Source organism: Streptomyces sp. TLI_105 (assembly GCF_900105415.1).
In the GTDB taxonomy this organism is placed as follows: domain Bacteria; phylum Actinomycetota; class Actinomycetes; order Streptomycetales; family Streptomycetaceae; genus Streptomyces.
In genome coordinates, this window is sequence record NZ_FNSM01000001.1 from 137,746 (window position 1) to 157,061 (window position 19,316).

16 protein-coding genes and 3 pseudogenes are annotated in these 19,316 nt (G+C 71.2%); 5 read left to right on the top strand and 14 right to left on the bottom strand.

From position 1 onward, the window contains the following. Positions 1-217 precede the first annotated feature (217 nt). Positions 218-412 carry a hypothetical protein gene (locus BLW86_RS00695; protein ID WP_093872196.1) on the bottom strand — a complete coding sequence of 65 codons (195 nt, stop codon included), beginning with the start codon at positions 410-412 and terminating at the stop codon, positions 218-220. Between the two features lie 366 nt (positions 413-778). Between BLW86_RS00695 and BLW86_RS00700 the strand changes: the two genes are divergently transcribed. Then, positions 779-1,189 carry a hypothetical protein gene (locus tag BLW86_RS00700; protein ID WP_093872197.1) on the top strand — a complete coding sequence of 137 codons (411 nt, stop codon included), beginning with the start codon at positions 779-781 and terminating at the stop codon, positions 1,187-1,189. 354 nt (positions 1,190-1,543) lie between these two features. Here the strand turns inward: BLW86_RS00700 and BLW86_RS00705 are convergent, their stop codons facing one another. Continuing rightward, positions 1,544-2,203 carry a hypothetical protein gene (locus tag BLW86_RS00705; RefSeq protein ID WP_256341143.1) on the bottom strand — a complete coding sequence of 220 codons (660 nt, stop codon included), beginning with the start codon at positions 2,201-2,203 and terminating at the stop codon, positions 1,544-1,546. A 139-nt stretch (positions 2,204-2,342) separates the two neighbouring features. Between BLW86_RS00705 and BLW86_RS00710 the strand changes: the two genes are divergently transcribed. Then, positions 2,343-2,588 (top strand): hypothetical protein, encoded by a 246-nt coding sequence (locus BLW86_RS00710; RefSeq protein ID WP_093872198.1) that lies wholly within the window; start codon positions 2,343-2,345, stop codon positions 2,586-2,588. Between the two features lie 13 nt (positions 2,589-2,601). Here BLW86_RS00710 and BLW86_RS00715 read toward each other — a convergent pair whose 3' ends face one another. The 7 genes and pseudogenes from BLW86_RS00715 to BLW86_RS40695 form a co-directional block, all read right to left on the bottom strand. Further along, complete coding sequence (locus BLW86_RS00715) at positions 2,602-2,766, bottom strand: hypothetical protein (RefSeq protein ID WP_177181510.1); 165 nt, start codon at positions 2,764-2,766, stop codon at positions 2,602-2,604. A gap of 370 nt (positions 2,767-3,136) precedes the next feature. Next, positions 3,137-3,595, bottom strand: a complete 459-nt coding sequence (locus BLW86_RS00720) for a hypothetical protein (RefSeq protein WP_256341144.1) — start codon at positions 3,593-3,595, stop codon at positions 3,137-3,139. Between the two features lie 1,179 nt (positions 3,596-4,774). Then, a pseudogene (locus BLW86_RS00730) lies at positions 4,775-5,137 on the bottom strand (inositol monophosphatase family protein); the annotation flags it as partial. A 75-nt stretch (positions 5,138-5,212) separates the two neighbouring features. After that, complete coding sequence (locus tag BLW86_RS00735) at positions 5,213-9,355, bottom strand: NACHT and WD repeat domain-containing protein (RefSeq protein WP_093872199.1); 4,143 nt, start codon at positions 9,353-9,355, stop codon at positions 5,213-5,215. Then, positions 9,348-9,767 carry a hypothetical protein gene (locus BLW86_RS00740; protein ID WP_093872200.1) on the bottom strand — a complete coding sequence of 140 codons (420 nt, stop codon included), beginning with the start codon at positions 9,765-9,767 and terminating at the stop codon, positions 9,348-9,350. Before BLW86_RS00740 ends, BLW86_RS00735 begins: the two co-directional genes overlap by 8 nt. Positions 9,768-10,065: 298 nt before the next feature. Then, a complete protein-coding gene (locus BLW86_RS00745) occupies positions 10,066-10,485 on the bottom strand; it encodes a PIN domain-containing protein (RefSeq protein ID WP_093872201.1) in 420 nt (139 codons plus the stop codon). Next, positions 10,482-10,757, bottom strand: coding sequence for a hypothetical protein (locus BLW86_RS40695; protein WP_107466025.1), 276 nt, complete (start codon positions 10,755-10,757; stop codon positions 10,482-10,484). The genes BLW86_RS00745 and BLW86_RS40695 overlap by 4 nt, the downstream gene beginning before the upstream one ends. A 268-nt stretch (positions 10,758-11,025) precedes the next feature. On the opposite strand from BLW86_RS40695, the gene BLW86_RS00755 reads away from it, so the two are divergent. Beyond that, a complete protein-coding gene (locus BLW86_RS00755; protein ID WP_093872202.1) occupies positions 11,026-11,310 on the top strand; it encodes an antibiotic biosynthesis monooxygenase family protein in 285 nt (94 codons plus the stop codon). 82 nt (positions 11,311-11,392) lie between these two features. On the opposite strand, the pseudogene BLW86_RS42780 reads toward BLW86_RS00755, so the two are convergent. Next, positions 11,393-11,572 (bottom strand): annotated as a pseudogene (locus tag BLW86_RS42780) (IS5/IS1182 family transposase); the annotation flags it as partial. 478 nt (positions 11,573-12,050) lie between these two features. Here BLW86_RS42780 and BLW86_RS00765 point away from each other — a divergent pair. Beyond that, positions 12,051-12,600 (top strand): annotated as a pseudogene (locus BLW86_RS00765) (winged helix-turn-helix domain-containing protein). Further along, a complete protein-coding gene (locus BLW86_RS40700; RefSeq protein ID WP_256341145.1) occupies positions 12,597-13,181 on the top strand; it encodes a transposase in 585 nt (194 codons plus the stop codon). Before BLW86_RS00765 ends, BLW86_RS40700 begins: the two are co-directional and overlap by 4 nt. A 104-nt stretch (positions 13,182-13,285) precedes the next feature. Here the strand turns inward: BLW86_RS40700 and BLW86_RS00775 are convergent, their stop codons facing one another. From BLW86_RS00775 to eboE, 4 genes are all read right to left on the bottom strand, one after another. After that, positions 13,286-15,418, bottom strand: a complete 2,133-nt coding sequence (locus BLW86_RS00775; RefSeq protein ID WP_093872205.1) for a PQQ-dependent sugar dehydrogenase — start codon at positions 15,416-15,418, stop codon at positions 13,286-13,288. A 41-nt stretch (positions 15,419-15,459) separates the two neighbouring features. Then, positions 15,460-16,620: a sugar phosphate isomerase/epimerase family protein gene (locus BLW86_RS00780; protein WP_093872206.1), complete on the bottom strand. Its 1,161-nt coding sequence runs from the start codon at positions 16,618-16,620 to the stop codon at positions 15,460-15,462. Between the two features lie 119 nt (positions 16,621-16,739). Further along, the gene (locus BLW86_RS00785; RefSeq protein ID WP_093872207.1) at positions 16,740-18,143 is read right to left on the bottom strand and encodes an alkaline phosphatase family protein; all 1,404 of its coding nucleotides are present in this window, start codon (positions 18,141-18,143) and stop codon (positions 16,740-16,742) included. After that, positions 18,140-19,309, bottom strand: a complete 1,170-nt coding sequence (gene eboE, locus BLW86_RS00790; protein WP_093872208.1) for a metabolite traffic protein EboE — start codon at positions 19,307-19,309, stop codon at positions 18,140-18,142. The genes BLW86_RS00785 and eboE overlap by 4 nt, the downstream gene beginning before the upstream one ends. Positions 19,310-19,316 lie beyond the last annotated feature (7 nt).

Genomic DNA, 19,316 nt, shown 5'->3' on the forward strand with positions numbered 1-19,316 from the left:
TGCAAGCTCCGCCCAGGTGTCCTGTCGCAGCGCAATTGACGGGAGCCACGATGCTGACCTGCATTGTTGCCGTGCCGTTTGAGGATCCCCGGCTCCCCGTTCTCCACCGACACGGCAGTCGCACAAGAGACTCCGTTTTTACCGGCCCGGCTGAAGGGGGGACGGCGCCAAGCCGAACACCAAGTCAAACCGAACGTGAAGCCCACGGTGGGTTCGCTCAACCGACGAAAGGCTTCACGTCTACGACCGTCGGCCGGCGCATCGTACCGTCGTACGCCCACCAGTCGATCGACTCCTGAAAGTGGCCACCGCCGCCCAGGTCGAAGAAGACCGGCCCCGGCTCACTGCCGTCGACCGGCAGTACCCCCACCACACCCTCGCGCGACTCGAGCCCCTCCCTCTCCCAGCCCATCGAGCTCGCCTCCCTGCATCGCACGCACCGGCGCGAATCCATCGGATGTCCATCACCACGATGCCGAGACGACTCACCCCGCGCAGTCAAACGGCGGCATATTCCCCCCCGGCGGGTGGCGTGAAGCTTCCGCTGCGCGCCGCCTGGCAGCCCGGACGCTCCAGCATCGGGTCGTGCTCGATCGCGGTGGCATCGGATCCGATCGTCTGGTGTTCCGCCGACCTCGCAGGCGATCGGTCCCCAAAAGAGTGATGTTGCCCCGATTGGAGCGTTACGGACCGCAGGGTCGGGCACGGTGGGGCGCGTCGATGGACGAGCCACTCCGAACCGGGCTCGTCCCTCATGCGACGGAGAGGATGCAACTGGATGTCACGACAGCGCATTGCCTTCACCCTTGCCGGCCTGGCCCTGGTGACCGGCCTGATCACCGCCCCGGCCGCCACCGCGACGCCCTCGGGGCGGCCGACCAGCAGGGCGGCCGCCCCGTGCTCCGCCTGGAAGACGATCACCATCACCGGAGGTCGCGCCACGTACAGGGAGTGCAGGAAGACCGAGGACGGCAAGCAGCAGGTCAAGGGCGACCTGCAGCTCTGGGACACCAAGACGGACGGCAAGTCCGTCCAGGCATATGCGAGGACGGACTACAACCACTGGTACGGCGACAAGGTCACCTGGGAGCACTTCTACGCCTGGTCGAACACGGGCCGCCCCAGCCCGGTCTACTCCTCGGGCTGGCACAGAGGCGATGACTTCGAATTGACCATCAACCTCGTGTGATACCCCGCTGGACCGATCGCGGGCCGCTGGACCCGCCCGCGGCCCACGCCCTGGGCAGGAACAGGTTTCCTCGTACTGTCCAGGGCGGACGGGCGGACTGTCAGCTCAGTCGGCGAAGTCTGTAGGTGGGACTGCGGAGGAAGGGGCCAACGGCGCGGTGGTGGGCCCGACATCGCAGGAAGAAGCAGCCGTGGCGAGTGAAGGGAACCCGGCAACGACTTCGCAGGCTCTTCTTGATCAACACCCTCTTGGCGGGCGGTGAGATGGAAGCAGAAGTAGGCGTCGAGGTGCGGGCTTCCAACCGTCCGAGCGTGAAGTTCCCTGTGGAGGGGACTTCCGTGCCCACCGCCGACCCTACTCACGACGACGCTGGCCAGCGCGTGACAGTTCGCCGACCGGCGCGAGCATGTGTCCGCCCTCGCCCACGCACCACCATACGGCCGTGCCCTCTCGCTCCGAGCCGTGGACACCGAGGTCATGTCGAGGGCACACCGGCCAGACCTGCCGGGTCCGTTCGAGGAGGCTCTCCTGGATCAGGATCGCCAGGCTGGTCAGTGCCGTGGTCGGGTCGTCGCACATGTTTGGCAGGATGTGGCCGCCCCAGTCGAGTCGTTCGCCGTCGGCAAGGCGGACACCGGCTCCCACCGGGAACCAGTCCTCCAGGACCTCGATCTCCGGTTCGCCCTGGATCCCCCGCGTGGGCAGGTCGCGAGCTATGGTCCGCAGCGCGGCGCGCAACGTCTCCAAACGCTCGGGGGCGAGGTCGAAGCCGGGATCGAAGCCCGCGTCGTCCAGAATGCGCCGGGCCAGAGCGGTCATTTCCGCCGGTGACACGTCGGCCGGATTCCGCTCGACGACCTCCAGGATGGCATCGGTGTACTGGAACCGGTCGAGTAGTTCGCAGGCGAGGGCGACGACGTCCTGCGGGTCGAGGTTGTCCTCGCGCAGACCGAGGTAGACCCTTCGCCCCAACTCTTCAGTATTCGCTTCGTGCTCAGCTGTGGCGTCGCTCACCAGCTCAGTATCGCGACGCAGCGCGGCTCCCCGCTGCACGATTATCGGCATGCAGCTATGTGCGGCCCGAGCGAAGGCCGCGTGGCCGGCACGGTCGAGGACGCGATGGCGCCCCTCGACCCGGGGAACGAGAGCCCCCATGACCGTGGAAGCCCTCCTCACACGCCGGCCCACCGCCACGCAGAAGGTGGAACTCATTCACGGCGTGCTCGTCTTCACCGGCGACTTCGACGAGCGTGACCTGGAAACCGCACGCCGTACCTACCCGGGCCGCCGTCCGGTGCTGAACGCCGACGGCGGCCTGGAAGTACATCCCGCCGGGCGCGGAGCACCCACCCCGCTCGTAAACCGGGCAGCCGAACTCGAGCCGGAAGGCCGCGCCTGAACATGGGCTGCCCTCAGCCGACAGAGCGGCGTTCACCGTTCAGGCAGGCCATGGCATAGCCGTGCTCGTCGCGATGACGGGCCAGGCGGGCCATCGCCCACGCAGTCTTCGCGTCCATCCCCTCGCCGAAGTCGGCAACCAAGCGCCGCGCTTGCCACGTCGTGCGCGGGGCCAGCACCCACCATATGAGCGGGAAGCGGGCCCTGCCGGTGTCGGCCGTCGTCGAGCCTGTCCCGGCGGGGGCCTCGGCAGAGGGAAGAGGGGGCACGGTCGCGAGTCTGGCATCGGCCCAGCCCCTGGCGGCGGCCGTCGGCCGGAGACCACCAGAACGAATGAGGTCACGGAACCCCGGTTGACGGCTGCGGGGCGAACCGCACCTCCGCGGCCCACAGATCCTCCAGCCGCCCTCCCGCTGTCCGGACTGCTCTGCGCCGTTCCCACCGGAAACGGACCCACTCGCCGAAGGCGGGAGCACCGGCCATCCGGCAGGGATGTACCCGATCGGCCTCCGTCTCAGCGGTCTACGTGGAGCAGCGATCAACGAATGGCTATGCCCCTGTCTCGCGCGTCATCACATACATGTTCCCGATGTCCGGATCGCCGTACCTGAAGAACAGCACCAGCCCATCGTGCTGATCGCGGTCCACGTGGAAGAACCACGAGCATGTCGACGGGGGCTCCGGAGCCGAGGGGTCGGCCACAGGCACGGGAAAGCGCTTCTCGACTCGTGCCCGGGCCGTCAGCGCGAGTCGGACGACCCGTCCGCCGTCGTCGTCGGTCAGTTGCCAGGTTCCCGTACCGGAGAGGCGCCAGCCGTCCTCGAAGTCGAAGTCCTGTCCGTCAAGTTTTTCGAGAAGGGCCGTTCCATCTTTACGAAGTACCACATGGGTCCCCTCGACGTTTTCCCAGCCCCCGGCGACTTCGGCCGCCGTGGCGTCGTGGAGCCCTGTTCCCTTGTAGTACTGATAGGGGCCGGCGCATGCCGTCAGAGGAGCCAAAACCGCCATCAAGCCACCGAGGCCCCCCACGCACGCCGTCTGCTTCCGCCCGCCACCAGGACCTCCCGCCCTCAGCCCGTATCGGCCAACCGAGTAGGAGCGGCCGTGGAGAGATACCTTGCCAGGGCTATTGAACGTGTTCAACTCTGCGGCTCCAGGGTGGGCGCCACCCCTACGGCCCACGCCTCCAGCACGGCCCGCAGGTCGCGCAGGAGCCGCCAGGGCAGGCGAGCCGGACTGCGCACGTTCTGCACGCTTTACCCGGTCGATCTCCTGCCGCTGGGACTCGGTGACGTACTTGCCCGCCTTGGCCTCCTCTTCGACGAGAAGCTGCACCTGGCTGTGCAGAGTCGCTTTCGACATGTGGCGCCGCGGACGGCGTCGCAGATCTCTCAGGACCCGGCGCACTGTCTCAAGGCGGCCCGCGCGGTCAGCTCCTCCCTCTCTTCTCCTGCCCGTTCCAGGGCCCGCTCTGCGTCCGCCGCCTCCTGCGCTCGGGCCAGCGCGGCAGCGAAGTCGGCAGCGGCACCCGCGATCCGCCCCTCCTCCGCAGTACGGTCGTGCGCGGCGGTCGCGTTGACGCGGGCCAGTCCGGTGGACGTACCAGCGGCGGATCAGCGTGTCGCGATCCACCGGGACGGACACCCCGAGCACCGGCTCGTGCTCCGCGTCCCACACCGGCGCCACCTCCCGGTCCAGGTGCACACGCAGCATCCTGCGCTCGAACTGAATGCCGACGACCGACCCGATCGGCGCCCCCTCCGGCTGAGTGGAACTCGAACCCGGCCTGCGTGCCACGGGTGCGCAGCCAGGCGTCGGCCGCGGACTTCCCGTACAGGTGGTCGGCGCCGGCCACGGCGCGGGAACGTCGACCGCAGAGGTGCGGGTGCCCGTCGGGGCCGGGGTGGTGGGCGAAGTGGCAGACCCGGTCGGTGTACAGCTCGGTGGTCAGCTGCAGACCGCATCCTCCCAGCAGCAGCCCGCACCAGAGCGTGTCGTGCTCGTGCCGTCGGCTGAAGGCGTCCAGCTCGATCGCTTCCAGCGGCAGCATCAGCGGCTCCTCCGAGTCCGCGCCGCCCAGTACCGCCGTCTGAATCTGCCGCCTGCCACCCCGCACGAACCCCCACTTTTCCTTCCAATTCAGCGTGGCACCACACCCGTTGACTCCGCAGCCGATGACCGCGTTCACCCAGCGCATGACCGGCGAGTGCCGTCGACGGCGTCATCGATCCACACCGGGGCGTCGCCCTTGAAGGCCTCGTACACGGCGGGGTCGGCGTGCACAGCCTCCTCCCCGACCACGACGGAGCTGGGCAACAGCGCGGTCAGGAAGCCGGTGAAGTGCGCCTCGGCGGCTCAGCCGGCGACAGTGACGAGGCCGTGCGGCCCGTTCTTCTCGACGACGCCGGCGTCCCCGAGCTGCCGGAAGCGGGGCACGATCTCGGCGGCGGCCTTGCGGACCTCCTCCTCCACCTCGGTCGTGCCGCCGACGAGGACATGGGCGAGGAAGCCGCTCGCTCCGACGGATCCGGTCGTGCGTCGCGCTGTCATGCGTCCATCCCCTCCACACCGCACCGACGTCCCGGGGTCCGCTCGGCGACCTGCGGGCGTCCCCGCGACGGGCCGTCAGTCGGGACAGGTGTTCCGGTAACCGGGGGAGGACAGATAGCGGGCCCATTCGTCGGGCTCCAGCCCGCCGTCGGCGACCAGACAGGCCGTCCGGTCGAGGTGGTCGCGCAGGTCGTGGGTGGGTCTCAGGTCCCAGAGGACGACGTCGCCGCGGCTGCCGGCGGTCGCGAGGAGCTTTCCGTCGGTGGAGAACGCGACCTCTTGGGCGCCGTCCAGGTTCTTCGCCAGAGCCGTTCCGAGCTGCCGGGGCCGGGCCCGGTCGCCGAGGTCCCACAGGAGGACGTTTCCGTCGGCTCCGGCAGTCGCCATGATGTCGGCGGAAGGGGTGAGGGCCATGGCGAGAACGTGGTCGCCTGCGGGCGGAGTGAGCGGATCGCCCAGGCGCCGGGCGTGAGTGGGCTCCTTGAGGTCCCAGAGGATGGCGGTCCCCTTCAGGTCGCTGGTGACCAGGAGATCTCCCGCCGGGGACATCACCGCCCCGCCCACCGCCTGCTCGTGGCCCAGGAGCGCCTGCCCCAGCTGACGCGGGTGGCTGGGATCGGTGACGTCCCACAGCCGGGCGCCGTTCGGATCGCCCGGGTCGCCGAACATGTCGGTGGCACTCGAATCGCTGAACGGGTCGGTGGCGCTCGGATCCTCCGAGGCGGCCTGCAGGAACACGCCTTCGCTGTCCGAGACGACGACGGTCGGTTCGGGGAGGGGGCTGCGCGTCGCTGACCGGGCCCCCGACCCTGCCACGAGGGCCAGGACTCGGCCGTCGCGGACCCGCCAGACGTTGAGCACGCTCCACTGGCCGAGCGCCTTCGCCCGGCGGCGCGGCCTGCCCGTGTCCCGCAGGTCCCAGAAGGTCGCGCCCCCTGAACCGCTCACCACGAGGGTTCTCCCGTCGGCCGAGAACACCAGGGACGTGAGGCCGGATGCCGAGCCGGTGAACGAGGGCGCCAGACGGCGGGGCCGGGCGCGATCGGTCAGGTCCCACAGGACGACGGTCCCCTCGAAGTCCGCCGTGGCCAGCGTCCGGCCGTCGGGGGCGAAGGCGACGGCGCGCACCTCACGGCCGGTGTGCCCGGTGAGGGCGGCGAGCCTGCGGGGGCGGGCCGGGTCGGTGGTCTCCCACAGGGCGACGTCGCCGTCCCGGGCGCCGGTCGCAAGCATCGTGCCGTCCGCCGACAGGGCCAGGGTGTCGATGAACCGGAACCCGGACCCGGTCGGGGAATTCCCGGCGGAGTGGACGAACGGAGGGCCGAAGGCCCGCGGGTGACCGGCGCGTTCGAGGTTCCACAGCGTGATCACGCCGTCGCCGCTCCCGCTCGCGGCTCCTCGGCCGTCGGGTGCGAAGGCCATGGCACTGTCGTCCCGGCCGGCCGTCAGTCTGTCGATCCGGTACGGGCGGTCGATGTCGCGGACGTCCCACAGCTGCAGCCCGGTGTCCCGGCTTCCGATGGTGGCCAGGGTGGCTCCCCGGGGTGCGAAGACCGCCCTGCCGTCGAGCAGGAACCGCGTGAAGTCGCCGGCCGGACGCGGACGGGCCGGATCGCCGACGTTCCACATGCTGATGCCGGAGATGGCTCCGGAGAGCGCCAGTGTCCTGCCGTCGGCGGACAACGCGAGGGAGAAGACGGAGTCGGGCAGGGCGGGAGCGAGCCGGCCGAGCGGCCGGGGGGCCTGGCGCCGTCGGATGTTCCAGAGGGTCACCGGGTGCTCCTTGGTGTTCCGGGCGGCCGTGGCCATCACCGTGCCGTCCCGGGAGAAGGCGACCCTCTCGACCGGTGCGGCGCGGTCGTCGACCGGCGCTCCGGACGGGTGGGGCCGAGCTGGATCGGTCAGGTCCCACAGCTGAAGCCCTGGTGCCGCCTCGCTCGACCGGACGAGCACGGTGCCGTCCGGTGACAGCCACGCGTTCGTCTTCCTTTCACTGTCAGCGGCCGGCACGGCACCGGTCCGGCGGGGATGCCGTGGGTCGGCCAGGTCCCAGATCGCGGCGGCTCCGCCGTGGTCGGCCGCCACCAGCCTGCGGTCGTCCGCCGAGAACGCCACCGCGGAGGCGCCGTCGGCTCCCGGAATGGTGAGACGTTCCCCCAACTGGTGGGGGCGCATCGGGTCCTGCACGTCCCAGATCATCACGCCGCCCTGTGCGAAGGCGGCCGCGAGGTAGCGGCCGCCGGGGGCGTACGCGACCGAGTTCACCTCGCTGTTCAGACCGATGAGGCGGCCGGTGTACGCCGTCGTGGTGAGCGTCCTCTCCAGCGCCGCGTAAGTCTCCGCGTCGGGATGGAGCCGGTGGGCGGCGATGCCGAGGCGCAGCGCGGTGCGGGGGTCGGTCTCCAGGGCCGCGTCGGCCTGGGCGAGGAGCTGCCGTACGGTGGCGACCCGCTGCTGGTCCTGGGCGGTGGAACGCTGCTGCAGGGCGACGACGGCGGCCGCAGAGGTGATGACGACCAGCGCCGTCAGACCGGCGATCACCATGTGCCGGGCGCGCGCGGAACGACGCGCACCGCGAGTGGACGCGGTCAGGAACGCGGCCGCGGCGGGGCTCGGGCGGTCGGCGTTGCCCGAACGGTCGGCCCAGTCGCGGGCCGCCTGCAGGCGGATGCCGCGGTAGAGCAGGCCGGGATCGCGGTCGGCGCCTGCCCAGTCGGCGGCGGCCTGTTCGAGTTGCTGCCGGATCAGCAGGCCGGTCCGGTCCGCGTCGATCCACCGGCGCAGGCGGGGCCAGGCGCGCAGCAGGGCCTCGTGCGCGATCTCCACGGTGTCCTGCCGCTGGGTCAGCAGACGCCCTCGGGTGTAGGCGTCGACGACCGCGGTGACGGTGCCGGGGTCGGCGCCGATGTCCTCCAGGGCGGTGCGGGGCAGCCGGCGGCGGGTGTCCTGGGTCCCCTCGCCGACCCTCACCAGGCGCAGGAAGAGTGTGCGGGCGGCCTGCTGCTCCTCGGTGTCCAGGGATCCGAAGAGCTGTTCGGCGGTGGTCGCGATGGCCTGGTGGATGCCGCCGGTGGCCCGGTAGCCGTCGACGGTCAGGGTGTGGCCGTGCCGCTGCTGCCACGTGGCGCGCAGGGCGTGGGCCAGATACGGCAGCCGCCCGATCTCGTAGGCGCCGGCCTCGGAGGCATCGGACAGCTCCGTCGTCCCGGTCGCCCCGGTCGACTCGGGCCGGTCGGTTTCCTCCTCCGGGTCTCCCTGGAGGGCGGCGCTCTCCGCCGCGTCCGCGCCGTACGCGTCGGCCCCCAGATCGCGCAGCAGAAGCTCGACGAGGCCGGGTTCCACCTCCAGGCCCACGTCCCGGGCCGGAAACCGGATCGCCTCCCGCAGTTCGTCCCGCGTCATCGGCCCGAGCAGCAGCTGGCCGTGTCGCAGGGCGTCGCGCAGCTGGGGGAAACCGGCGCAGGGGGTGTAGAAGTCGGAGCGCAGCCCGTACACGACCACGGCGTCGGGGCCCTGTCCGCCGGGCCCGACCTCCGCCAGTGCGGCGAGCAGGTCGAGGAAGGCGTACTGCTCCCGCTCGCCGGCGCCCAGGGTGAAGAGCTCCTCCAGCTGGTCGACGACCACCACCAGCCGCCCCTCCCCCGTACCGGCCCCGCTCAGCGCCGCGCGGAGCCGTGTCGATCCCGCCGCGGAGCTCGCGGCGGCCTCGGCCTCCCGCAGGCTCAGCCCCGCGCTCTCCTCCAGGCCCGCGGCCAGTGCGGCCATCGGCTGTGCGGTGGGGGTGATCAGCACCTGGGGCCAGTCGGCGGAGCCCGCGACGGGCAGGGCACCCCGCCGGATCGCCGGCAGCAGGCCGGCTCGCAGGAGGGAGGACTTGCCGGCCCCGGAGGGGGCCGACACCACGAGGGGTCCGCCGGTGAACAGGCGCCGGTCGACCTGGATCAGCAGCTGTGCGGTCGGCCGGTCCCGGCCGAAGAACCAGCGCGCCTGTTCGGTGCCGAAGGCCGCGAGTCCCGGGTACGGGCACTGCCCGCCGTCCGGCGCGCTCCGGACGGTCCGCCGGGTCCGACGTACACCGTCCTCGTAGTGCACGTGCAGGTCCCGCTCGGCGACGTACTGGTCCCGGGCCGCCTGGAAGATCCGGCTGCGATCGGCGCCCCAGGCGTGAAGGCCCGGCTCTCCGTCCTGGGAACCGCTCATCTCCGGGGGATCAGTCATGGCCGGTGATGTGCTGGTCCCGTCCCGCCTGGTACACGCGTGCGTGCCCGGACGCCTCGGCCTTCATCACCAGCTTCTCGATCCGCGTCCGCTCCTCCCGGGGCAGTGCCGGGGCGAGCCGCTCCTCCAGCAGCCGCCGTACGTCGGCCGCCAGCGACGGGTCTGCGCGGACCAGCCGTTGCAGTTCGGTCCGCCAGATACCGGCCAGCGCCTCCTCGGCCGCGTGGTCGCCCGTCCGGCGCGCCTCCAGCACGTCGTCCCGCACCGCTTCGAGGTCCGCGCCGACCTGTTCGGCCCGTTCCGGGTGTCCTCGGCGCCACAGCGCGACGACCGCGTCCCGCGCCTCCGCCCACGCGCTGGTGGCCATGGCGGACACCACCGCCGTTCCCGCGGCCATCACGATCGGATCCATTCAGCGCCCACCTCCGCAGCGGCCGAGGAACACCACCGTAGGCGGGGCGGGGCACCGGGCCGGGCCCCTGCGACATGGGTCCGACCGGATCAACCCGACTGGTCCAATCCCGGCGTACGGGAACGCCTCACCTCGCAAGTGCTCGCTTCATCCGTGCCTGACTGGGACTGCCTCTAGCGAGAGGTGGCCGCGGGCGCAGCAGTACTCGGACTCCAGCCGCTGCTCGCTCACGAAGAGGGAGGCGTGGCAGAAGCACGTCTCCGGAGGGACGCTCCCGACCGGCCCCCGGGGGGAGGGGCTAGGGGCGCCTCGGGAGCATCGGTCCTGCCGAAAAGGCCCGACGTCGTTCTTGGGGGTTGAGGGTGTTGACCCCGGTGCCGATGTACTCGTGCGGGTTGAGCGAGAGGAGCGTGGCGTTGATGCCGGCGCGTTCGGCCAGGATCACTGATGCAGCCGGGTGCAGGATCCGCCAGTCCATGTGCGCCCAGGCGGCGCCCATCAGGGCAGGATCGTGAGTGAAGTCCTCCACGGTGATGAATCGGCGCTGCAGGACATGCCGGCCGGTCCCCTGTTTCTCTCGTTCCGCGGCCGCGGCCGACAGCGCGGGCACCACCAGTTCGGCACGCCCGGAGCCGGCCTCGACGTACAGGCCGTTGAGGAACTCGGCCCCCTCGGCCAGCGCCTGCACACAGGTGTGATCGAGCAGTACATGGATCACGCGGCGCGGTCCTCGCGCTGCAGCTCCTGAAGAAACCTCTGGGCCCTCCCCCGCGCCTCGTCCGTCACCGTCACCGTCACCGTCACTCCGGTCGTCTGGCGGATCTCTTCCAGAGCCGGCCGTGCCCGTTCCTCACGTTCCTGCTGCGTGAGCTCCCGCGTCACCAGCTCCTCGAGGAGGTCGTTCATCGTCGTGCCGCGCTCACGGACCAGCGTCCGCAACCGGTCACGCACATCCTTGGTCGTTTTGATGCTCGTGTCCTGATCCGCCATACACCCGTTCCACTGCGAGTAGAAAAGGAGTGGTTTACGGCAGAGGCATCAGCCGGCCGACCTGCCGTCGACGGGGATTCTTGACAGCCGCTCTGACCGGACTTCCGTCAAGTCCCGGTTCGCCGAGGCCCCGGCCACAGCTGCTGCCCGGTTCGGATCGCCGGTGCGTCTCTCCAGGTTACTTCCGGACGTGAACCGAGCGAGAGACGCTCGGTGGGGGTATGTCGTTTCGCTCAAGGCCACTTTGGGATCCATGAGGAGATCAGCCATGTACGCAGTGATCCGGCGCTACGAAGGAGTCACCGACTCTACCGAGGCAGGACGCCGAGTGGACGAGGGATTCGTGCCCCTCCTCCGCCGAGTCCCCGGTTTCGTGGCTTACTACTGGGTGGACGCCGGGGACGGAGTGATGGTCTCCACCAGCGTCTTCGAAGACCGGTCCGGGGCCGAAGAGTCGATCAAGCAAGCGGCGGACTTCGTAAGGGACAACCTCGCGCCGCTGCTCCCCAACGCTCCTCAGGTCACAGCCGGCCCGGTCGTGGCTGCTGGGTAGCGACCTGCGAAGCGGGCCACGGGATCCCCCCCTCCCGCTCCGACGACCTGGCCCTTTAGAGGGCGTCCTCCATGGTGAGGTCGTCGGACAGAACGTGCATCTCGGAACCCGGCCTGCCCCTGTCCACGGGGCTCGGACCTGCAAGTTCGCCCCCCCTTTTCGCTCTCACCTGGGCGGAGTCGAGGACCGCCCGGGACAGATCGACCAGGCCGTGACTGTCCAGGAGCTCGAGCACCTTCTGGTGCAGCCGGCCGCGGACACCACGAGGGGCTGTCCGGCGGCGAGGCCCTTCCCGACCGGGAACTGAGGGGTGTGTGGCTGGGGGAATCGAGGGCAGGCGGGGAATGAGCGAATGGGACCGCTCCGACCGTCCGCCCTGCGGCCTCCCCCGACCGCGAGAGCGGCGACACGCGTACGGCCCGCACCAGTCAACGGTGCGGGCCGTACGTATACCCCCGGGGCTATGCCCGGAGGGTGATCACGTGACCAACCGCCGCACCGGGCACCGGTCCCGACGTCCACGCCTCACGCCGACCTTCTCGACGAACTGCCGGGTGTCCCCTCCCCGACCTTGAAGAATTTCGAGGCACGCTGGGAAACCGTCGCCCAGAACCGGGAAGCCCGCGCAGGTTCCTCGGAACCGGCGTCGATCCCGACGGCCACACGGCTACTGAACTTGATCGGGTGATGTCGGGACCGGTCGTCTGACAGCTCCTGGTCCGTTTCCGTAGCCCTGGACCGTGAGATACGCGCAGGGTGGCGGGTTGACCGACGCCGGGAGGGCCGCGCGGGAGCGAATCCGGCTGCGGGCCGTGGAATGCTACGAGGGCGGGGAGAAGAACCGGGAGATCTCAACTGCGCTGCGGGTGTCCGAGCGGTCGGTGGAACGGTGGCGTCAGCAGTGGCGGGAAGCTGGAGCGCCCGGGGTGTGCTCGAAGGGGTCGCCGGGTCGGCCGAGGCTGAGCGATACGCAAAGGGCCAAGCGGGAGCGCGAGTCGGAACGCGGGCCGCTGGCGCATGGCTGGGCTGGGCTGGGCTGATCAACGGTGGATGCTGTCGCGGGTGAAGACGTTGATCGGTCGGTTGTTCCCCTTCTCCTCCACGGTGGAGGGAACCTGGCGACTGCTGAAGCGGCACGGGTGGTCGTGGCACCAGCCGGCACGCCGGGCGATCGAGCGCGACGATTCGGCGGTCGAGCTGTGGAAGGAGGAGGTCTGGCCGCAGGTAAAAGCGCCGCGGCGGCCCGTGGAGCCTGGGTCGCCTTCGAGGACGAGGCCGGACAGTCCATGAGACCGCCGCGTGCCAGGGCCTGGGGACGGATCGGCCACACGCCCGTCGTCCGTGTCCGTGTCCGGGGATCCGGTCGTATTTCGATGGCCGGGATGAGCTGCTTCAAGCAGGGCAGGAGGTCACGGCTGTTCTACGGCTTCCGCGTCTACCGGGGTCGCAGAAGTGAGCCGAAGGGTCTCGCCTGGCGCGACTACCGCGACCTGATCACGAGGGCGCGCATCCAGCTCGGCGGCCCGATCGTCCTGGTCTGGGACAACCTGCGCGCTCACCTGATGTCGCAGATGAGAGCGTTCATCGAGGCGAACGCCGACTGGCTGACCGTCTTCCGGCTTCCTTCGTACGCGCCGGGCCTCCACCCGCAGGAAGGCATCTGGGCCCTGGTCAAGACGAACTCGGGTCTCGGCGACTGCGGCAGGGGCTGGTTCACGGGAGGATCCTCTCCCGCCGGACTGCTCGGCAACACCCACAGGCCCGCGACTCCTGCCAGGCGGCCGGCCCCGACATCACTCCATCAAGTTCGGTACAACCCCGAGAACGCCTGGAACTTCTCCTCGTGTGTGGCCCTCGACCTGGGCCTGTGACGGGGCCTGTGACGCACCACGTCTGTGCGGCGCCCGTCGTCACACGTGTGGGGCCCTCGGGGCGGCGAACCCGCCCCGAGGGCCCCGCACAGACGTGGTGCGTGTCAGTCGGCCGGTGTCAGAGCCACCTCCGCGCTACCCGAAAGGGACGGCAGTCCCGCCGGGGGTGTGTCCTTGTACGAGGCGTTGAAGACGGCCTTCAGGTTGTCCGTGCCGGCGTGGCCGCCGTCCACGAACGTCCGGAACGAGCCCGAGCAGCCGGTGCTCGACGACAGCGGGTGCCCGTGTGAGTCGTGGCCGAGGATGAACGAGACGGTGACCTTCGAGCAGTCGACCGGCTGGTCGTCGGTGATGTCGACCTTCCAGGTGACCGTGTCGCCCCAGTGGAACGCGGTGCCCCCGTGCGGAGCGGGATCGGTGGTGAGGGAGACGACCGGCGCCTTGTTGCCGACGACGACCTGGACGGCGGTGGAGGCCGAGCGCCCGGTGCTGTCGGTGACCTTCAGGGTGGCTTCGAAGACGCCGTTCGCCGTGAACGTGTGTGTGGGGTCGGCCTGGGTGGAGTCCACGGTGCCGTCGGCGTCGAAGTCCCACGCGTAGCGGAGCGCGTCCCCGTCGGCGTCCTTCGTGCCGGCGGCGGAGAAGCGTACCGTCAGCGGATTGACGCCGTTGACCACGTCCGCGGCGGCCTTGGGTTCCGGCGTGTGGTTGCCTCGGATGTAGTCGATGCGGGAGAGCTGGGCCTCGGGCAGTTCCGCGAAGTAGCCGGTGCCGTACTCCAGGACGTAGAGCGCGCCGTCGGGGCCGAACTCGGCGTCGATCGGTCCGTCCGTCCGGATCGTGGGAACGGCGTCCTCGATCGCGAGCACCTCGTTGCGCTTGCCGAGGGTGAGGGTCTTCATCTGGTCGCGGGTCCACTCGTAGAAGAGCGGCTTGCCGTCGAAGGAGGCGGGCCAGCGGTTCTCGGCGGTGTTGTGCTTGTCGTACCGGTAGGCCGGGCCGCCCATGGGGCCGATGCCGCCCGTGCCGAGCTGCGGGAACTCCGCGGAGGCTTCGTAGCCGTAGACGATCTCGGCGTCCGTGACCGGCGGCAGCTCGGTCAGGCCGGTGTTGTGGCGCGAGTCGTTGACCGGAGCGGAGCAGTCGAAGGCGCCGGTGGACTTCTGGGTGGCGAAGTCGTAGTCCTGGTACGGCTGGTCGCGGGTCACGCAGAACGGCCAGCCGTAGTTGGCGGGGCGGTCGATGACCATCCAGCGGCCTTGCCCGGCGGGGCCCCGGTCCGGGCGGGCGGTGCGGGCGTCGGGCGAGTAGTCGCCGACGTAGACCTCACCGGTCCGCTTGTCCACCCCGAAGCGGAAGGGGTTGCGCAGACCCATGGCGTAGATCTCGGGGCGGGTCTTCGGTGTGCCGGGCGCGAAGAGGTTGCCGTCGGGGATCACGTAGCCGCCGTGGCGCTTGACCTTGATGCGGAGCACCTTGCCGCGCAGGTCGTCGGTGTTGCCCGAGGTGCGGCGGGCGTCGTAGACGGGGTTGCGGTCGGGGCGGTCGTCGATCGGGGCGTAGCCGTCGGAGGAGAAGGGGTTGGAGTCGTCACCGGTCGACAGGAACAGGTTGCCCCGGTGGTCGAAGTCGATCTTGCCGCCGACGTGGCAGCAGATGCCGCGGTCGGCGGGGATGTCGATGATCTTCTGCTCGGAGCCGTAGTCCAGCTTGTTCCCCGTGAGCTTGAACCGGGAGAGCCGGGTGTAGCCCTTGTACGGGGTGAAGTCGGCGGGCGTGCCGGTCTGCGGGGCGTCGCCCTCGTTGACGCCCGGGGTGGCCGGGTCGTCCATGGGAGTGGTGAGGCGGGGCGAGTAGTAGAGGTAGACCCAGCGGTTCCTGGCGAAGTCGGGGTCGACGGCGATGCCCTGGACGCCCTCCTCGTCGTGCTGGTAGAGCCCGGCGGGGCTCTTCTTCATGTCGGCGGCGAGGAAGTTCACGCCGCTCTTCGGGTCGTGGACGCGGATCTCGCCGGTGCGCGCGGTGTGCAGGACGCGCAGGTCGGGCAGGACGGCGAGGGCCATGGGCTCGCCCGGCCGGTCGTTGAGCGTGACCTTCTGGAAGGCCGATGCGGCCGACGGTGCCGGTGGGGCAGCGTCCGGCCCGGTGGTGGCCTGCACGGGGGCCAGGGGCAGCAGCCCGATGGCGCCGGCCAGCGCCGCCGTGCCCAGGAGGGTGACGATCCGTCTGTTGCGCACGCGGAACTCCTTCGCTACTGGTTCGGGACGGTGCGTCGTGGTCAGCGGTGGGCGCGGAGGGCGGCGAGGTTGTCGTAGCCGATGCGGGCGTACTCCAGCGACTGCCCGGGGACGGTGGCGCTCGGGGCGGTGTCCTGTTCGACCATCGGGTGGTGGCGGTTCTTCGCCCCGACCCGGGTGAAGAAGCGCCGGTAGTCGATGTCGCCGGTGCCGAACGGCACCATGTCGTAGCCCATGCCGCTCTGCGGATTGATCACGCCGTCCTTGGCGTGGAAGAGCGGGAAGCGGGGCGTGTGGCGGGCCACGAGCCCGGCCGGGTCGAAGATCTGTTCTTGCCGGGAGCCGTCGTGGGCGGTGTAGGTGTGGAACTTGTACTGGGCCACGTGGGCCCAGAAGACGTCCAGCTCCAGGTAGACGCTTCTGGCGTCGCTGACCTGCAGGAAGTACTCCAGCTTCCGGATGCCGGAGCTGCGGGTCGGCCGGCCCTGGGCGTCGAGCGGACCGCCGTCGAGGAGGAAGTCGTAGGCGCTGTCGTGGTTGTGGGTGTAGAGCTTGATCCCTTCCCGGGCGGCGAGGGCGCCCAGGGTGTTCCACTTGTCGGCGGCGACGTCCCAGTCGGCGCGGTAGGGGCTGCCGGTGGGGTCGCCGCCGGTGCCCATGTGCTCCATGCCGAGGATGTTCGCGATCTCCAGGGCCCGACGGAACGCGTCCAGGTCGGCGGGGGTGAGCGGCCAGGAGCTCGGGATGAAGCCGTGGCTGCCCTGGGCGCGCAGCCCGTACTCGTCGAGCCAGGAGCGCATCAGCCGCGCGCCCTCGACGGTGCCGAGGTCCGCGCCGCCGGGGGCGTTGGCGTGCTGACGGTACCCGGCGAACTCCACCTGCCGGTAGCCGTACCGGGCCAGCTGCCGGAACACCTCGCGGAAACCGGACGGCAGGTCGGAGGCGAGCGGGTCGCGTGCCACCGCGTCCCGGACGGTGTAGAGGATGAGTCCGCGCTTGTCCGGCGGGACGAGGGCGGAGCGGCCGCGGTCGTCGGCCGTCGCGGGCTCGGTCTGCGCCAGGGCGGGCGAGGAGCCGAAGACGGGGGCGGCGATCGCCACGGCCGCGGTGGCCGTGCAGGTGCTGAGGAAGCGGCGGCGGCTGACACCGAGCGTGCGGCGCAGCTCGTCGCCGGCGGTGGTCTCTTCGGGGGACACGGTCACGGCGTTCTCTCTTTCGTTGTGACGGGGGTACGGGTGCGTCCTGGGGGCCGGAAAGCTCGGGGCCGGGCGGCGGAGCAGGCCGGCAGAGGGCGCGGCGGTCCGGGGAGCGGCGCGCCGGCTCAGGCGAGGCCTGCGAGCCGCAGGAGGAGCGGCTTCACCTCGGTGGCCGCGGTGCGGCCGGGCAGGACGCCGGGGGCGGAGCAGAGGATGAGCGGGCCGTCGGCGTCGCTCGCGGGCAGCCGGCCGTGGCTGCCGCGGACGGGTGACGGGTCCAGCGGCACGACCGCCACGCGGTAGCGCAGGCCGGCCTTCTTGCGGGCCACGGCGGCCGCGGCCTTGAGCCGTACGTAGGGGTCCTGGGGGTCCATGAACAGTTCGGCCGGGTCGTAGCCGGGCTTGCGGTGGATCTCGACGAGCCGGGCGAAGTCGGGGGCGCGCGCGTCGTCCAGCCAGTAGTAGTACGTGAACCAGGCGTCGGGTTCGGCGACGGCGACCAGCTCGCCGGAGCGGGGGTGGTCCAGGCCATGCGCCTTCTTTCCCTCGTCGTCGAGGAGCCGCTCGACGCCGGGCAGGTTCTGGAGGGCGGCGCGGGTGGCCGCGAGGTCCTCGGGGCGGCGGACGTAGACGTGGGCGAGCTGGTGGTCGGCGACGGCGAAGGCACGGGAGGCCATCGGGTCGAGGTGCTCCATGCCGTCCTGGGTGTGGACGTCGAGGAGTCCGGCGCGCCGCAGGGCGCGGTTGATGTCGACGGGGCGGCTGACGCGGGTGATCCCGTACTCGGACAGGGCGACGACCGTGCGGCCCTCGGCACGGGCGTCGTCGAGCAACGGCCCGATGACCGCGTCGAGTTCGGCGGCCGCGCGGAGCGAGCGCGGGTCGTCGGGGCCGTACCGCTGGAGGTCGTAGTCGAGATGCGGGAGGTAGCAGAGCGTCAGGTCGGGGCGGCGGGTGCGCGTGATGTGGCGGGTGACGTCCGCGATCCACCGGCTGGAGGCGAGGGAGGCCCCCGGTCCCCAGAAGTGGAAGAGGGGGAACGTGCCGAACTCCGTGGTGAGTTCGTCGTGGAGGGCCGGAGGGCGGGTGTAGCAGTCGGGTTCCTTGCGCCCGTCGGCGTAGTAGACGGGACGGGGGGTGACGGTGATGTCGGTGTCGGCGCCCATCGCGTACCACCAACAGATGTTGGCGACGGTGTAACCGGGGTGGACGCGGCGGGCGGCGTCCCAGATCTTGTCGCCGGCGACCAGGCCGTTGTGCTGGCGCCACAGCAGGACGTCGCCGAGTTCGCGGAAGTACCAGCCGTTGCCGACGATGCCGTGCTCGGCGGGCGGGGTGCCGGTGAGGAAGGTGGACTGGGCGGCGCAGGTGACGGCGGGCAGCACGGTGGAGAGGGGCGCCCGCGAGCCGGAGTCGGCGAGGGCGCGGAGGCGTGGCATGTGGTCGAGGAGCCGGGGGGTGAGGCCGACGACGTCGAGGACGAGGAGGGGGGACGGGCGCCCGTCGGCCGGGGGCTTCGCGTCGGTCACGGGAGCTCCTTCAGGCCGAGGTCGGTGAGCAGGTCGCGGGCGAGGGTGAGTTCGGCGGCGATGCCGTCGGCGAGGCGGCCGCGGGTGCGGGGCCGCGCTCCGGGCGGGAGGGCCTGCCAGGTGTACGTCTCGACCTCCAGGTGGCGGGTGCGGGGGTGGGCGCCGCCGACCAGAAGGTCCAGGGCGTCCTTGAGGACGGGGAGCGTGGAGGTGAGCGGCGGGGCGGGCGGGGCGTGCAGGGGGACGTGGAAGTGGGCGCGCCAGGGGGCCGTGTCGGGCAGGGTGTTCCCCGCGAGCGCTTCGGGCAGGTCGTCGGTGCCGCGGAGTCCCGCGGTGGTGGCCGTGCGGGTCTGGTGCAGGAAGCGCGGTTCGGCGAAGGCGGCGAGCGCGGCGCGTACGTCGGGCCGGTGGGGGTGTTCGGCGTGCAGGGCGGTGGAGAGCTGGGCCTTGGGGACGCCGATGCCGGCGGCGTCGAGCGCGGCGAGCGCCGTGGCCGGGTCCTCGAAGGAGGTCGCGAGGTGGCAGGTGTCGACGCAGACGCCGACGCGGTCACCGGGCAGGCCGGTGAGCGGTCCGATGGCGTCGGCGGTGGTCTCCACCACGCAGCCCGGTTCGGGTTCGAGGGCGATGCGGACGGACTTGCCGGTCAGCTCCTCCAGTGCGTCGAGCCGTTCCGTCAGAGTGGTGAGGGCGACTCGGGCGGTGGCGGCGGCGCGCTCGTCGAAGCCGGTGCGCCAGGCGAGCGGCAGGGTGGAGACGCTTCCCTCGGCGACGTCGTCGGGGAGCAGGGCGGCGAGGAGGCGGGCGAGGTCGGTGGTGTGGGCGAGGCGCTCCGGCTCGGTCCAGTCGGGGCGGTAGACGCGGTGTTTGACCGCCTCGGCGCCGAAGCCCTCGTAGGGAAAGCCGTTGAGGGTGACGACTTCGAGGCCTCGGCGGTCCAGCTCGGTCTGGAGCCCGCGCAGCGCCACCGGGTCGTCGACCAGGGCGTGGGCGGCGTCCTTGGCGAGCCAGAGGCCGATGCCGAGCCGGTCGCGGCCGAGGCGTCGGCGCACCGGCTCGCAGTGGTCGCGGAGCTGGGCGAGGACGCCGTCGAGGGTCTCGGCGGGGTGGACGTTGGTGCAGTAGGAGAGGTGGACGAGGGTGCCGTCCGGGTGGCGGAAGCGCACGGGTCCC